The organism is Microbacterium ginsengiterrae, from assembly GCF_014205075.1.
GTDB classification, from domain to species: Bacteria; Actinomycetota; Actinomycetes; order Actinomycetales; family Microbacteriaceae; genus Microbacterium; species Microbacterium ginsengiterrae.
Genome location: NZ_JACHMU010000001.1, coordinates 1,727,690 through 1,741,148, shown reverse-complemented (window position 1 = coordinate 1,741,148; position 13,459 = coordinate 1,727,690). Strand labels below are relative to the sequence as shown.

Annotated in this window: 16 protein-coding genes and 1 pseudogene; 9 read left to right on the top strand and 8 right to left on the bottom strand. The window is 66.9% G+C overall.

From position 1 onward, the window contains the following. Positions 1–41: 41 nt before the first annotated feature. Entirely contained in the window at positions 42–374 is a 333-nt protein-coding gene (locus tag HD600_RS08645; protein WP_184283003.1) for a DUF6804 family protein, read from the bottom strand. A 125-nt stretch (positions 375–499) separates the two neighbouring features. Here HD600_RS08645 and helR point away from each other — a divergent pair, with 125 nt between their 5' ends. After that, entirely contained in the window at positions 500–2,635 is a 2,136-nt protein-coding gene (gene helR, locus HD600_RS08640; protein WP_184283001.1) for an RNA polymerase recycling motor ATPase HelR, read from the top strand. Positions 2,636–2,638: 3 nt separating this feature from the next. On the opposite strand, the gene HD600_RS08635 is transcribed toward helR, so the two are convergent. The 3 genes from HD600_RS08635 to HD600_RS08625 form a co-directional block, all read right to left on the bottom strand. Next, entirely contained in the window at positions 2,639–2,941 is a 303-nt protein-coding gene (locus tag HD600_RS08635) for a hypothetical protein (RefSeq protein ID WP_184282999.1), read from the bottom strand. A gap of 2 nt (positions 2,942–2,943) precedes the next feature. After that, positions 2,944–3,828 carry an SDR family oxidoreductase gene (locus HD600_RS08630; protein ID WP_184282997.1) on the bottom strand — a complete coding sequence of 295 codons (885 nt, stop codon included), beginning with the start codon at positions 3,826–3,828 and terminating at the stop codon, positions 2,944–2,946. A gap of 117 nt (positions 3,829–3,945) precedes the next feature. Then, positions 3,946–4,278 (bottom strand): DUF7882 family protein, encoded by a 333-nt coding sequence (locus HD600_RS08625; RefSeq protein WP_144794720.1) that lies wholly within the window; start codon positions 4,276–4,278, stop codon positions 3,946–3,948. Positions 4,279–4,296: 18 nt separating this feature from the next. On the opposite strand from HD600_RS08625, the gene HD600_RS08620 reads away from it, so the two are divergent. The 5 genes from HD600_RS08620 (at position 4,297) to HD600_RS08600 (ending at position 6,527) form a co-directional block, all read left to right on the top strand. Next, positions 4,297–4,614 carry a DUF7882 family protein gene (locus HD600_RS08620; RefSeq protein ID WP_144794718.1) on the top strand — a complete coding sequence of 106 codons (318 nt, stop codon included), beginning with the start codon at positions 4,297–4,299 and terminating at the stop codon, positions 4,612–4,614. 77 nt (positions 4,615–4,691) lie between these two features. Beyond that, the gene (locus tag HD600_RS08615) at positions 4,692–5,213 is read left to right on the top strand and encodes an FHA domain-containing protein (RefSeq protein WP_144794716.1); all 522 of its coding nucleotides are present in this window, start codon (positions 4,692–4,694) and stop codon (positions 5,211–5,213) included. 91 nt (positions 5,214–5,304) lie between these two features. After that, complete coding sequence (locus tag HD600_RS08610) at positions 5,305–5,730, top strand: CBS domain-containing protein (RefSeq protein ID WP_184282995.1); 426 nt, start codon at positions 5,305–5,307, stop codon at positions 5,728–5,730. Then, positions 5,727–6,215 carry a CinA family protein gene (locus tag HD600_RS08605; RefSeq protein ID WP_184282993.1) on the top strand — a complete coding sequence of 163 codons (489 nt, stop codon included), beginning with the start codon at positions 5,727–5,729 and terminating at the stop codon, positions 6,213–6,215. The genes HD600_RS08610 and HD600_RS08605 overlap by 4 nt, the downstream gene beginning before the upstream one ends. A gap of 39 nt (positions 6,216–6,254) precedes the next feature. Then, positions 6,255–6,527, top strand: coding sequence for a DUF7218 family protein (locus HD600_RS08600; RefSeq protein ID WP_144794710.1), 273 nt, complete (start codon positions 6,255–6,257; stop codon positions 6,525–6,527). Between the two features lie 25 nt (positions 6,528–6,552). Here the strand turns inward: HD600_RS08600 and HD600_RS08595 are convergent, their stop codons facing one another. Both HD600_RS08595 and HD600_RS08590 read right to left on the bottom strand, forming a co-directional pair. Continuing rightward, positions 6,553–6,687 (bottom strand): methionine/alanine import family NSS transporter small subunit, encoded by a 135-nt coding sequence (locus HD600_RS08595; RefSeq protein ID WP_144794708.1) that lies wholly within the window; start codon positions 6,685–6,687, stop codon positions 6,553–6,555. Next, entirely contained in the window at positions 6,684–8,306 is a 1,623-nt protein-coding gene (locus tag HD600_RS08590; protein ID WP_184282991.1) for a sodium-dependent transporter, read from the bottom strand. Before HD600_RS08590 ends, HD600_RS08595 begins: the two co-directional genes overlap by 4 nt. 59 nt (positions 8,307–8,365) lie before the next feature. Here HD600_RS08590 and HD600_RS08585 point away from each other — a divergent pair, with 59 nt between their 5' ends. Further along, a complete protein-coding gene (locus tag HD600_RS08585; protein ID WP_184282989.1) occupies positions 8,366–9,559 on the top strand; it encodes a PIG-L family deacetylase in 1,194 nt (397 codons plus the stop codon). Positions 9,560–9,580: 21 nt separating this feature from the next. On the opposite strand, the gene HD600_RS08580 is transcribed toward HD600_RS08585, so the two are convergent. After that, positions 9,581–10,426, bottom strand: a complete 846-nt coding sequence (locus HD600_RS08580; RefSeq protein WP_338402191.1) for a substrate-binding domain-containing protein — start codon at positions 10,424–10,426, stop codon at positions 9,581–9,583. Between the two features lie 39 nt (positions 10,427–10,465). After that, a pseudogene (locus HD600_RS15250) lies at positions 10,466–10,627 on the bottom strand (LacI family DNA-binding transcriptional regulator); the annotation flags it as partial. A 202-nt stretch (positions 10,628–10,829) separates the two neighbouring features. Between HD600_RS15250 and HD600_RS08575 the strand changes: the two are divergent. After that, positions 10,830–11,879, top strand: coding sequence for an autoinducer 2 ABC transporter substrate-binding protein (locus HD600_RS08575; RefSeq protein ID WP_184282985.1), 1,050 nt, complete (start codon positions 10,830–10,832; stop codon positions 11,877–11,879). 65 nt (positions 11,880–11,944) lie between these two features. Further along, positions 11,945–13,459, top strand: coding sequence for a sugar ABC transporter ATP-binding protein (locus HD600_RS08570; protein WP_184282983.1), 1,515 nt, complete (start codon positions 11,945–11,947; stop codon positions 13,457–13,459).

The window sequence follows — 13,459 nt, the reverse complement described above, 5'->3', positions numbered from 1 at the left end:
CCATTCCGCACCCCTCGCGCTCGCCGCCGCAATGCGGTATGTCAGGCGGTGACGCGGTCGTTCTTGATGAGGATGCCGGCGGCGATGAAGACGAGCGCGGCGACGAACTGCGCTCCCGTCCAGATCCAACCGTCGAACCCGAACGGGTAAACCGGGTTCCACACCACGGCGACGGCTGCGAACACGACGGTCCACCACCACTGCCGTGCCTGCCAGGCGAACCACGCGACGATGAGCGCGAGGATGGCGACGACGAACAGGATGATCGTCTCCACGAGGCCCTGCGTGAACAGCGGGGACAGGAACAGTGCGATCGCTGCGAGGAGACCGGGAGCCAGAGCGTTGCGCTGCGTCTGCGGTGTGGGAGAGGCCATGCCTCCATCTTCCCGCACTTCCATTCTATCGGCGGGCCCGGGGCTTGCGGCAAGGCCCCCTCCGCGGCGCATACTTGTCGGTCGTGCGCGGCCATCCACCCGTCGCGCACCGGATCGGAGCCCTCGTGAATCCCCTGACCATCAGCCCTTTCCACCTGCCCGAAGCACTTGCCGCGAAGGCGGATCCTGCACTCATCGCTCGCGACGAGGAACGGCTCCGCACCATTGCGGCAACACTGCATGACAGCATCACCACCGAGACCGCCCGACTCGAGAGGATTCTCGCCGCCCCGTCCGGCGTCGGGGGCGCCGCCGTCGAGCGCGATCTCGAGATCCACCGTCTGAACGCTCGCCTGTCGATGCTGCGGCGCTACGGCATCGACATGTGCCTCGGCCGGATGGTGACGACCGAGGGCGAGCACCTCTACATCGGGCGCGTGGGTCTGACCGGTGCGGACGGTGGGCAGCTCCTCATCGACTGGCGTGCTCCGGCGGCTGAGCCGTTCTTCGGGGCGACGCTCGCCGAGCCGATGGGCCTCGTCAGCCGGCGACGCTACCGCTGGGCGGACGGCCGCATCCGCGACTACTGGGACGAGGCGTTCACACCGGAGGCGCTCGCGGACGGGGGCGCACTGGACGATCAGTCCGCATTCATCGCGAGCCTCGGTTCCGCCAGGTCCAGCCGGATGCGCGATGTTCTCGCGACGATCCAGGCGGATCAGGATGCCGTCATCCGCGCGGGGTCCGCAGGAACGCTCGTCGTCGACGGCGGTCCGGGCACGGGGAAGTCGGTCGTGGCCCTCCATCGTGCCGCGTACCTGATGTACTCCGACGCCCGCATCGCGAACGGAGGCGGCGGCGTGCTCGTCGTCGGTCCACATCGGCCCTATCTGGCCTACGTCGACGATGTCTTGCCCAGCCTCGGCGAGGACCGCGTGCGCACGTGCGTCCTGCGCGACCTCGTTCCGGAGGGCAGGAACGCACGCGCAGAGCACGATGAGGACGTCGCCCGGCTCAAGGCGTCGGGGCGTCTCGTCGATGCGGTCGAGACGGCCGTCCGCCTGTATCGACAACCCCCGCAGCACGATGTGTCCGTGGAGACACCCTGGGGCGACCTGCGGATACGTCCTGACGACTGGGCCGAGGCCTTCGCGACCGACACGGGCGCCGCGCATAACGATGCGCGCGAGGAGGTCTGGGAGGTGCTCGTCGACATCATCGCGGATCGCATCGACGGGTGGATCGAGCTCCAAGTCCTGCGTCGCGTGCTCGCTGCGGACGAGACCCTCACGCGGACGTTCGATCGCGCCTGGCCGCTGCTGGACGCGGTGCCGCTGGTGGCCGCTCTGTGGACCGATCCGGGGTTCCTGCGGGCCGCGGCCCCGTGGCTGACCGACGACGAGGTGCGGATGCTGCAGCGCGACGACCCCACGGCCTGGACGGACTCCGATCTGCCCCTCCTCGACGCCGCACGTCGCGCGGTCGGCGACCCGGACGCCGGTCGGATCCGACGTGTGCGTGAGCGGGTGAGGGCAGAGGAGCGGGCGTACCGGGAACTCGTCGCCGATTCTCTGGCGGAGGTGTCGGACGACGACCTCGGACTCATGTCGATGCTGAGCGGCGAGGACGTCCGCAACAGCCTCGATGACGACGGCCTCCTCCCGACCATCGCGCACGATGCCCTCGCCGGGCCCTTCGCGCACGTCATCGTCGACGAAGCGCAGGAGCTGACCGACACCGAATGGCGGATGCTGCTGAGCAGATGCCCGTCGCGCAGCTTCACCGTCGTCGGTGACCGCGCGCAGGCACGGCACGGTTTCCGGCGCACCTGGGAGGAGCGGCTCGCCGACGCCGGACTCCGCGACATCGTGCGGGCTTCACTGACAGTGAATTACCGCACTCCGAGGGAGGTGATGGCCGAGGCGGCCCCCGTCATCCGTGCCGCGCTGCCGGACGCGAACGTCCCCGTGTCAGTGCGCTCGAGCGGCATCCCGGTTCGGCACGGCCGTCGCGAGAACCTCCAGGCGATCGTCGACAGATGGCTCACCGAGAACGAGAAGGGAACGGCCGTCGTCATCGGCGATCCGTCGTTCGCGGAGGTCGAGCGCGTCCGGTCCCTCTCCCCGGAGACGGCGAAAGGCCTCGAATTCGACTTCGTCGTGCTTGTCGAACCCGAGGCCTTCGGCGATGGGATCACGGGGGCCGTCGATCGTTACGTCGCGATGACGCGCTCCACGAGGGAACTCGTCATCGCGACGTGAGGGTCAGATGCGCGGTGGGAAGTGCGGGATCTTCCGCGGCCGATCCGCCCGCGGAACGACCGCCGCGGCGGCGGCGTCGTCGAGGTCGGCGAGCAGTTCGTTCAGGCTGCGATAGCGGGAGCGCGTCGGGCAGGGGCTGCGAAGCCACAGCACGTCGTAGGTACCCGTCTCATTCCGGTCGACGTAGCCCACCAGGCGGGCGGCGTCGTTCTCGGTGAGGGCGCTGTCGCAGATGCGCCAGGCCGTGCGGGCGATCGGAATGACTTCCCAGACGGATGCCGGTTTGGGGGGTTCCGGCGCTGTCATGGTCACAGTGCCTTCCCTCCGGTGACGGCGAGGATCGCGCCGGAGGTGAACGAGGACTCCGCCGAGGCGAGGTAGACATACGCGCCGGCGAGCTCCGCGGGCTGACCCGCGCGCCCCAGCGGGGTGTCGCTGCCGAACTCCGCGACCTTCTCCTCGTCCCACCCTGTTCCCGGGATCAACGGCGTCCAGATGGGCCCGGGCGCCACGGCGTTGACGCGGATTCCGCGCTCGCCGGCCTCCTCCGCGAGTGCCTTGACGAACGCGACCTGAGCGGCCTTCGTCATCGCGTAGTCCACGAGACCCGGCGACGGGTTGTAGGCCTGAATGGATGCCGTGACGATGATGCTCGCCCCCGGCTTGAGGTCGGGGAACGCGGTCCTCGCCGTGATGAGCATCCCCTCGAGGTTGGTCTCGAAGACTCGACGCATCTGGTCGGAGCGGAGGTTCTCGAAGCCGTCGATGTCGTGCTGGTAACCCGCGTTGAGCACGAGGACGTCCAGGTCCCCGAGTCCGTCGCGGGTCTTCGCCACCACGTCGGCGGCGAACTCGTCGTCGCGGAGATCTCCGGCGAGGCTCAGCCCGGTCCGACCGGCCTCACGGACGTATTCGAGAGTGGCATCGGCATCCGCCTGCTCCTCTCGCATGTGGGCGATCGCCACGTCTGCGCCCTCACGGGCGAACGCGATCGAAACGGCGCGCCCGATCCCGGAGTCGCCGCCGGTGATCAGCGCCTTGCGGCCTTCCAGCCGCCCGTGGCCCTGGTAGCTGTCCTCGCCGTGATCGGGCTCCGGACGCATCGATGTGGTCTGGCCCGGCTGATCCTGGGTCTGCCCGGGGAACTCGCCGTCGTGGTGCGTGTGTCGCGGGTCGGGGGTGCTAGCAGTCATGCGGGGCTCCTTGGGGGATCGGCGGTATGACCACCCTCCCCCGGACCCCCGATCCGAACCAGGCCCTTGACAGGCTCAGCCGAATCCGGATGATGTCACATCCCGGTAGCCGGAACCTCAGCCGCCCAGGTCGCCCGAGCCCGCGTCGTTCGTCTCCGGCGGCTCCGGAACGAGGTAAAGGCCCGTCGGAGCATTCGCGGTGAACGCGAGCGCGTCGACCCAGGCGCGGTTGATGGAGGGCTGGCGCCCCCCGTAGTACTTGTAGACGATCGAACTCCCGGGGTGCACCCAGACGGTGGTGCGCCCTCCCCCGACACTGGCGTCTTCGCGCCAGCTGAACGCAAAGGGCTCTCCGCGGCGCAACTTCGCACTGATCACAAGCTGCAGGTGTGTGAGCGCACGGTCCTCGATCTCGACCTTGACGCCGCCCTCATAGATGAACTTGCCCATGATCTGTAGCGTAGTCGTATGGGCATGATGTTCTACGGCGGCGCGAAAGAACCGATCTTCATCGACGATCGGGCTCTCGCCCACCTCAAGGTCGTGATCGCGACGAAGCTTCGCCGCAATGAGAGCTTCACTCTGTCGTGGCGGCACCACGACGGCTCCGGTCGTTCGACGATCTGGCTGCATCCCGCCATACCGCTGCGATTCACCTTCGATGAGCCCGAGACGCCCAAGCTCTCGGCGGAATGGATCACCGCGATGGCGAACTCCGCGAACTCCAGCGGCGGGATCTCGCTGGTGGAGGAGCACGTCACCCCGGGTGGTTCTGCACAGAGCTGACCGCAAGGTCAAGCCCCTCGTGCCGGATCACGGCCGTGAGTAACGTGGCTCCTCACAGACCGATCGAGGAGGAGCATATGAGTTCTCAGGATGCACCGCAGCCGCCCCAGCCGACGACGACCCACGCGGAGTGGGGCGCAGGAAACCCCCATCTGAAGGTCTCGCGCGACGGCGAGCGCTTCGAGTTCGCACTCGACGCGGAGTCTGTGCGAATCGGGTCGGCCGAGGGCAACGAGCTGCGCCTGGCGGACACGGACCCCGTGCACGCCGAGATCCTGCATGACGACCAGGACGAGTATGTGCTCACCCTGCACGGCGCAGGCGAGATGAACGCGAACTCCGGCGCCGCGGAGACCGGCGCCCCCGAGCGGTCGGAGATCCTTCGCACCGGCGCGAGCTTCACAGCGGGCCCGTGGCGGCTCGTGTTCGGACGCGAGGAGTTCGCCGATCATGGACGCCCGTATGGTGGCCGCACCGGCGGCGAGCTCTCCGATCAGCCTCCGCAGCCCGCGCGCCCGGACTACAGCGAGGGCGAGACGCGCGAGTCCGACGGTGCCCGCTCCCCCGAGGGCGAAGGTCTCGAGGTCAAGGACGGCTGAGGCTGCGCTGTCAAGGCCCCTCTTCCCTGTTCCGGCTGACCCTATCGTCGGGGTTCCGGCATCGCCCGCGCACCACGGAAGGACCACACGCATGACTCTCACCAGCGACATCATGACCCCCGCGCCGAGGTGCATCGGAGAGAACGATGCGCTGAGCATCGCGGCATCCGTCATGGCGGAGCTCGACGTCGGAGCACTCCCGATCTGCGGGGAGGATCGCAAGCTCAAGGGCATGCTCACCGACCGCGACATCGTCGTGAAGGCCGTCGCGATCGGCCTCGACCCGGAGACCACCCCGGCGCGGAGCCTTGCGGAGGGCGTCCCGGTCACGGTCGACGCGGGGGAGGACATCCGCATCGCCTTGGATCGGATGAAAGAGCATCGCGTTCGCAGGCTCCCCGTTCTCGAGGACCACAGGCTCGTCGGCATCGTCAGCCAGGCCGACATCGCACTCTCGTTGAGCCCGCAGGCCACCGGGGAGACCGTGGAGAGCATCTCTCGGCAGGCCGCCGCATGAGCCTCGACACCTCTTCCGCACCGGACGACGTCGCGACGCTCAGCGAGATGGCTCAAGACCGCGGTCTGCGGATCGCCGTCGTGGAGTCGCTCACCGCGGGTGGTCTCGCCCACGCCGTCGGGGCCGGCGAGAAGGCGTCCGAGTGGTTCGCCGGCGGCATCGTCGCCTACATGGTGGACGTGAAGGAACGCCTGCTCGGTCTCACGCCGGGTACCGATCCCTGCTCGCCCGAGTGCGCTGAGCAGCTCGCGACCGGTGGACGCGAACTCTTCGACGCCGACATCTGCGTGTCCACGACGGGCGTCGGCGGCCCGGACCCGGAGGGTCCTCACCCGGCAGGGACCGTGTATCTCGGTTGGTCCGTGGAGGGCGACCAGGGACACAAGTTGCTGGAGGTCGACGGATCTCCGGAGGATGTGATGGCCGCGGCCATCGCCGCCGCCACCGAACTGCTCGTCTCGCACGGCGAGAAGATCCGCGCGTGATCTGACGGGCGACGACCAGGACGACAGAAGGAGAACATCATGCCTCGCGGCGCGAACTCACGACTGAAGGACCCGGAACTCTACGAAGAGCTGAGGAAGGACGGCGCCTCGAAGGAGAAGGCCGCCCGCATCGCGAATGCCACCGGCGGCACGAAGAAGGGCCGTTCGGAGGTCGGTCGACGGGGTGGGAAGTCCGGCGACTACGAGGACTGGACGGTCGACGAACTCCGCAAGCGAGCGAAGGAACTCGGGCTGACCGGGTACTCCCGCAAGAAGAAGGCAGACCTCATCTCGGCGCTGCGCAACCACTGAGTCGCGCAGCGCCGCACCGACGGAACTACAGCTCGACAGGCGGGCTGGGCTCCGCTTCCGAGGCCTCGGGGTGCCGCACGAGGTTGACGATCGCGGCGGCGAGCCCGCCCCAGACCGTCACCATGGCGATGATCATGAAGATGATGGCACCGGTGGTCATCGGCCCGCTCCCTTCTGCGTGGAATCCGTCTGCACCTGGATCGTGCCGGTCTCAGCATCCGGCTCGTACTTCTCCTCGACGAGGAACTCGTCGTACTCCGGATCGTCCTTCGCGTGCGAACTCCTGCTCCACGGCAGGAGCGAGAGCAGGATCGCGATGACGACGAGAGCGATGACCATCCCCCACCCGAAGACCGACACGAACCAATCCGGGTATCCGCCGTACGTCTCCGACGCCTTCGAGACGATCTCACTGATGAACAGATAGCCGAGCACGACCGGCGCGAGCACCCCGACGAGCAGCTTCCAGATCAGACCGACGCGGAAGCTCGACCGGCGGTTCAGGTGCTCCTGCAGGACCGGCAGCTTGTGCAGGACCCAGGCGACGACGATCACCGCGGCGAGCGCGACGGCCATGATCCCGAACGCGTTCACGAAGGCATCCGTCGTGTCGAGCACCGCGAGCGCGGTCGTCGTCGAGAAGAAGGCCATCGAGATCACGGCGAGCGGGATCGTCACCGTCAGCGTCGCGCGCACGCGGCCCCAGCCGAGTTTGTCCTGGATGGCGGCCACGATCACTTCTAGGACCGAGATCATCGAGGTGAGGCCGGCGAAGGTGAGGGCTCCGAAGAAGAGCACGCCGATGATCGGACCGCCTGCGGCCTGCGACACGATCGTCGGGAACGCCACGAACGCGAGCCCGATCCCGGCCGATGCGACCTCGGACACCTCGGCCGCCTGGGCCTGGGCCATGAAGCCGAGCGCGGCGAAGACGCCGATGCCGGCGAGGATCTCGAACCCGGAGTTCGCGAATCCGACCACGAGGCCCGAGCCCGTGAGGTCGGTCTTGCGCTTGAGGTACGACGAGTAGGTCACCATGATGCCGAACGCCACCGAGAGGGAGAAGAAGATGTGGCCGTAAGCGGAGGCCCACACGCCGGGGTCGGCGAGGGCGGCCCAGTTCGGAGTGAAGAAGGCGTTGAGTCCGTCCATGGCACCAGGCAGGAACAGCGCCTGGATCACGAGGACGATGAACATCAGCGTGAGCAGCGGAAGAAGCACGGTGTTGGCCCGCCCGATGCCGCGCTTCACACCGAAGCCCATGATCACGATCGTCACGATCCAGACCACGAGCAGCGGGACGCCCACCTGCGGGACGAACTCCAGGGACAGACCCGTCGAGACGTCGCCCATCTGCAGGAAGTCGCTGAAGAAGAAGTCGTTCTCGTTGCCAGGGCCCCACGTCAGCAGGGCGGAGAACCATGTGTACATGGCCGCCCACGCGATGATGACCGCGTAGTAGACGGAGATCACGACGCAGATGAGCACCTGCCACCAGCCGAGCGGCTCGGCTGCCCGGTGCATGCGCCGGAACGCGAGCGGCGCGGAGCCGCGGAATCGGTGCCCGATGGAGTAGTCGAGGAAGAGGAGCGGGATGCCAGCGGTCAGCAACGCGCACAGATAGGGAATGAGGAACGCTCCGCCACCGCCCTCGTAGGCGACGTAGGGGAACCGCCAGATGTTGCCGAGGCCGACGGCCGATCCGATGGCCGAGAGGATGAAGACGTTCCGCGATCCGAAGGCCTCGCGCTTCGGAGGACGCGCCACTGCGTTGCTCATGCGCCGACCATACCCGAACGTACCCCTATACTGAGCCTGACTCGGGGGAGAACAGGCACATGCATCGGTGCAAGACGGTGTGGGGAACGGGCGCGCTGTTGGCGTTGACCTTGGTGTTCTCGGCGTGCGCGATGACGCCTAGTGCTGCAGTGCCGACCGCTGCCGCGATCGTCGAGCCGACCGCGACGCCGACTCCGACTCCGACGCCTCCTCCCCCGCCGCCTCCCAACGATCTCGGGGAGGAGCGGATCACGCAGATCGTGACGGTCGACTGCCCCGGCGCGATCGGTGCCGAGAGCGTCCGGATGCTCGTGCAGGCGAAGGCGGACGCCGTTGATTTCTTCGCCACCACCCACCAGTGCGGTGATCTGCCGCTCGTGCTCGCCGCCGGGGACGACGTCACCGCGTTCACCACACCGCTGCAGTACGTCGACGCTCCGTGCCAGGCCGGGACGATGTTCACGGTCTGGGCGCACTACGACGACGACCTCATCTTCGGCAGCCCGTCGATCCCCCTCGCGCTCGACGCAGGGCAGTGCGTCCGCAACCTGTATTTGACTGGTTCGGATGCCGGAAAAGGGCTGGAGTACGCGCGCGAACGCGAGAACGGCCTGCGCCACGCGTACGACGCACTGCTCGGCGGACCGCGCGAATGGACGGAGCGCACCGTCACGCTCGCGAACGGCCTCACCCTGGCGATGAGCCGCCCCGCGGAGGACGCACGGGTGGCGTTCTTCTTCCTTCGACTTCCCGACGGCGGTCTGGATGCGGAGGGCTTCGAATCCACGGGGTGGACGAGCCTGCCGAAGCTGTTGGCAGGGACCATCGGGCAGCTGCAGATGATCGACACGGGCGCACCCGTCGACCTCGACGGCATCGGCTCGACCGTCGCCGAGCTCTACGGTGCATACGACCCGCTGAGCGTCATGGCTCACCTGCCCGGTCGGGCGAAGGGGACGTCCGGAGATCACCCCGACCATCAGGTCACCGGCGACATCGTGATGATGACGACCGACTCCGGCCGGATCGACGCCTCGCGCGTCGTGTACTCGCAGGGATACCCGATCGAGAACCGGGACGTGAACCTCGGCGGGGAGCTGCTCGCGCGGAAGCTCGAGGCCTTCGCCATCTACGCCGCGCACGACCCGATGGTGAAGTGCACGACCGTCGACACATGCCTGAAGACCAAGCGTTTCGGACCGTGGCTGCTGCGTCAGTACCTGACTCCGCACACCGAGATCATCCGTCCGTAGCCGAGGCGTCCTGAGCCGCGCTCAGTTCGCAGACCGGCGGCGATCACTGGAGCGCCGCACCACGAGTTCGGGCTCGAGCACGACGTGACGATGCACGTGTCCCTCGTCGTTCGACGAGTGTTCAAGGAGCAGCTGTGCAGCGTGCGCCCCCAGATCATCGATGGGCTGACGGATGGACGTCAGCGGCACGATCCAGTCCTTCGCGAAGTCGATGTCGTCATAGCCGACGAGCGCGATGTCGTCCGGCACGCGCAGCCCGGCGGCGACGATCGCACGGTACGCGCCGAAAGCGAGCATGTCATTGCCGCAGAAGATCGCATCAGGAGCACCGCCGTCGAGGAGCAACTCGGCCGCTCTCCGCCCGTCGCGGATTCCGATGCCCGAGACACTCACCTCAGTGAGGTGACGGTCGGGGTCGAGGCCGGACGAGATCATCTCCTGGCGCGCCCCGGCGGCTCGCTGCGCGAACTGACGCAGATCGGGCGAGCCTCCGATGAACGCGATGTTCTCATGGCCGAGATCGAGCAGATGCCGGACAGCCAGTCGCCCGCCGAGGAAGTTGTCCACGGTGACAGAGCAGTGCTGCTCCCCTCCGTCGAAGTCGAGCAGGACGACCGGCAGTTCGCCGGGCAGATCCAGGTACCGGTCCGCATGGCGTTCCGGTGTGGCCGGAGCCAGGAGCACCCCGCGGACGCGCTGCGCCGCGAGCATCGTCAGCAGCGCGTCTTCCCGACTGAGATCACCTTCCGAGTTGCACAGCATCACGACGTGCTCCGATTCGCGCACGGCACGTTCGAGAGCGTGGGCGGTCTCCATGTAGAACGGACTTTCCACGTCGAGTACGACGAGCCCGATCACGTTGCTCACAGCCCCCGTGAGCACTCGAGCCTGCTGATTGGGTACAAAGCCCAGTTCACGAATCGCCTCTTGGACGAGCATCCTGGTGCGAGGATGCACCCGCTCGGGATGATTCAACGTGTTGGAAACGGTCCCCGTGGACACGCCTGCACTCTCCGCGACATCCCGAAGTCGTACGGACGCGCGTGGTTGCCCCTCCGATCCGGTCATTCGTTTCCCCCGTCGTCGCACTCGCGGTGGTGCTCGCTCACTATATGGCTCTTGACGTCCCTTGCGGAGACCCTTGCTGCCATGTAGATTTTGAAGCGCTTCAGAAAATGAAGCGCTTCAAAATCGTTATACCACGCAACGACGCGGTGGTCCCTTACCTTGTCGTTGCGATCCCGATTCGCAGTCGCATCAAGGAGAGATCATGAAGCAACGACGCTTTACCGCGCTGGCGATGGGCATCGCCGCCGTCCTCACACTCGGACTCGCCGCCTGCACTCCCGGCGGTCAGTCAGCCGACCCCGGCGCCGCACCCGCCGAGGGCGGCGACGGCGACTACACGATCGCCATCGTCCCCAAGGACTCGACGAACCCGTGGTTCGTGCGCATGGAAGAGGGTGTGAAAAGGTTCGCTGCCGACACCGGCCTCGATGTCTACCAGAAGGGTCCCGCCGAGACGGACGCGACCATGCAGGCTCAGGTCATCCAGGACCTCATCGCCCAGGGCGTCGACGCGATCGGCGTCGTCCCGGTCGACCCCGGCGCTCTGGAGACGGTCCTCAAGCAGGCGATGGACGCGGGAATCGTCGTGGTCACCCACGAGGGCGCCAGCCAGGAGAACACGATGTACGACATCGAGGCGTTCAACAACACCGACTACGGCGCATTCATCATGGACAACCTCGCCGAGGCGATGGGCGAAGAGGGCGTGTACACCACCATGGTCGGCCACGTCACGAACGCCTCTCACAATGAATGGGCCGACGGCGCGGTCGCCCAGGCGGAGGCCAACTACCCGAACCTGACGCTGCTCGAGGCGGAGCCCAGGGTCGAATCGCAGGATGACGGCGAGGTGGCATATCAGGCGGCGAAGGAGCTGCTCAAGAAGTACCCCGAGATCAAGGGCATCGTCGGAACGTCGTCGTTCGATGCGCCCGGCGTCGCCCGCGCGATCGAGGAGCTGGGGCTGACCGGCAAGGTCTTCGTGAGCGGAACGGGCATGCCCGCCGCCAACAAGTCGATCCTCGACAAGGGCCTGGTGAAGACCCTCACGCTGTGGGATCCGGCTGACGCCGGCTACGCGCTCGCCGCGCTCGCCGAGAAGATTCTCAACGGCGAGGAGATCACTGACGGACTGGACCTCGGTGTCGCCGGTTATGAGGACATGAACTTCGCCGAAGGCAGCGACAAGGTCCTTGAGGGCAACGGCTGGGTCGTCATCACGAAGGACAACGTGGACGAGTTCGGATTCTGACCGAACCGGGTGCGGCAGGCGACGCGCCTGCCGCACCCACCGCTCGAACACGAAAGGAAGCACCGATGGGCGACAACGTCATCGCCGTGCGGGGTGTCAGCAAGGCCTTCGCCGGAGTCCAGGCGCTGCAGGACATCTCGTTGGAGATCGCTCCCGGCGAGATCCACTGCCTGGCCGGAGAGAACGGCAGCGGCAAGTCGACGCTGATCAAAGTCATCTCCGGCGTTCACTCCCCCGACGCCGGCACTGTCGAACTCGGGGGCGAGACTTTCACGAAACTGAACCCCCGCGAGGCGATCGCACATGGTGTCCAGGTCATCTATCAGGACTTCTCGGTCTTCCCGAACCTGTCGGTGATGGAGAATCTGGCACTGACCGCAGAGCTCTCGGACGGTCGCCCCCTCGTGAGCTGGCGCCGCATGCGCCAGGTCGCCACGCAAGCGCTCGAGAAGATCGGTGTCGAGATCGACCTCGAAGCCAGGGTCGGCACGCTTCCCGTGGCGCAGAAGCAGCTGGTCGCCATTGCGCGCGCCCTGATGAGCGACGCGCGTCTGATCATCATGGATGAGCCCACCACCGCGCTGACGCGCCGCGAGGTGCGACGACTGTTCGGCATCATCCTCGATCTGAAAGCCCGCGGGATTGCCACCCTGTTCGTGAGCCACAAGCTCGAAGAGGTCTTCGAGATCAGTGAGCGCTTCACGATCATCCGCAACGGCAAGCACGTGATCACCTGCCTGCCCGAGGAACTCGACCGCAAGTCGTTCTCCACGTACATGACCGGTCGTGAGTTCGACGAGACGCGCTTCGCTCCCGTGATCGAGGACGCATCGCCCGTGCTGGAGGTCTCCGGTCTCGGACATGACAACGCATTCGAGGATGTCGACCTGTCATTGCGTCCTGGCGAGATCCTCGGGATCACAGGGCTCCTCGGCTCGGGACGCACCGAACTGGCACTTGCGCTGTTCGGTGCGCTCAAGGCAGAGACCGGGGAGATCCGGATCAACGGCGAGACCGTTCACCTCAACGGCGTTCGCAGCGCGATCGCACACGGCATCGGCTACGTGCCGGAGGACCGTCTCACGGAAGGACTCTTCCTCGAGCGCTCGATCGGATCCAACATCGTGATATCCGAGATCGACGCCTTCGTCTCGTCGCTCGGAGTACTCGATCAGCGGAAGGCGGATGCCGAGGCACAGCGCTGGGTCGACGAACTCCGCATCGCCACGCCTGATCCGGAGAATCCCGTCAACACCCTCTCCGGAGGAAATCAGCAGCGAGTGGTGCTGGCGAAATGGCTCGCGACGAATCCGCGCGTGCTCATCCTCAACGGCCCCACCGTCGGCGTCGACATCGGGTCCAAGCACGACATCCACCGCGTCCTGCGGGCACTCGCAGCCGAGGGGCTCGCCGTGATCATCATCTCCGACGACATCCCCGAGGTCCTCGAGAACTGCAACCGGGTACTCGTCATGAACGCCGGTCGCATCGTCAGCGAACTCGACCCCGCGACCACGGACGAGCACGATCTGGCAGCGCTGATGTCCGAAGACGTCGATGCCACCTCGAAGGGAGCCTGA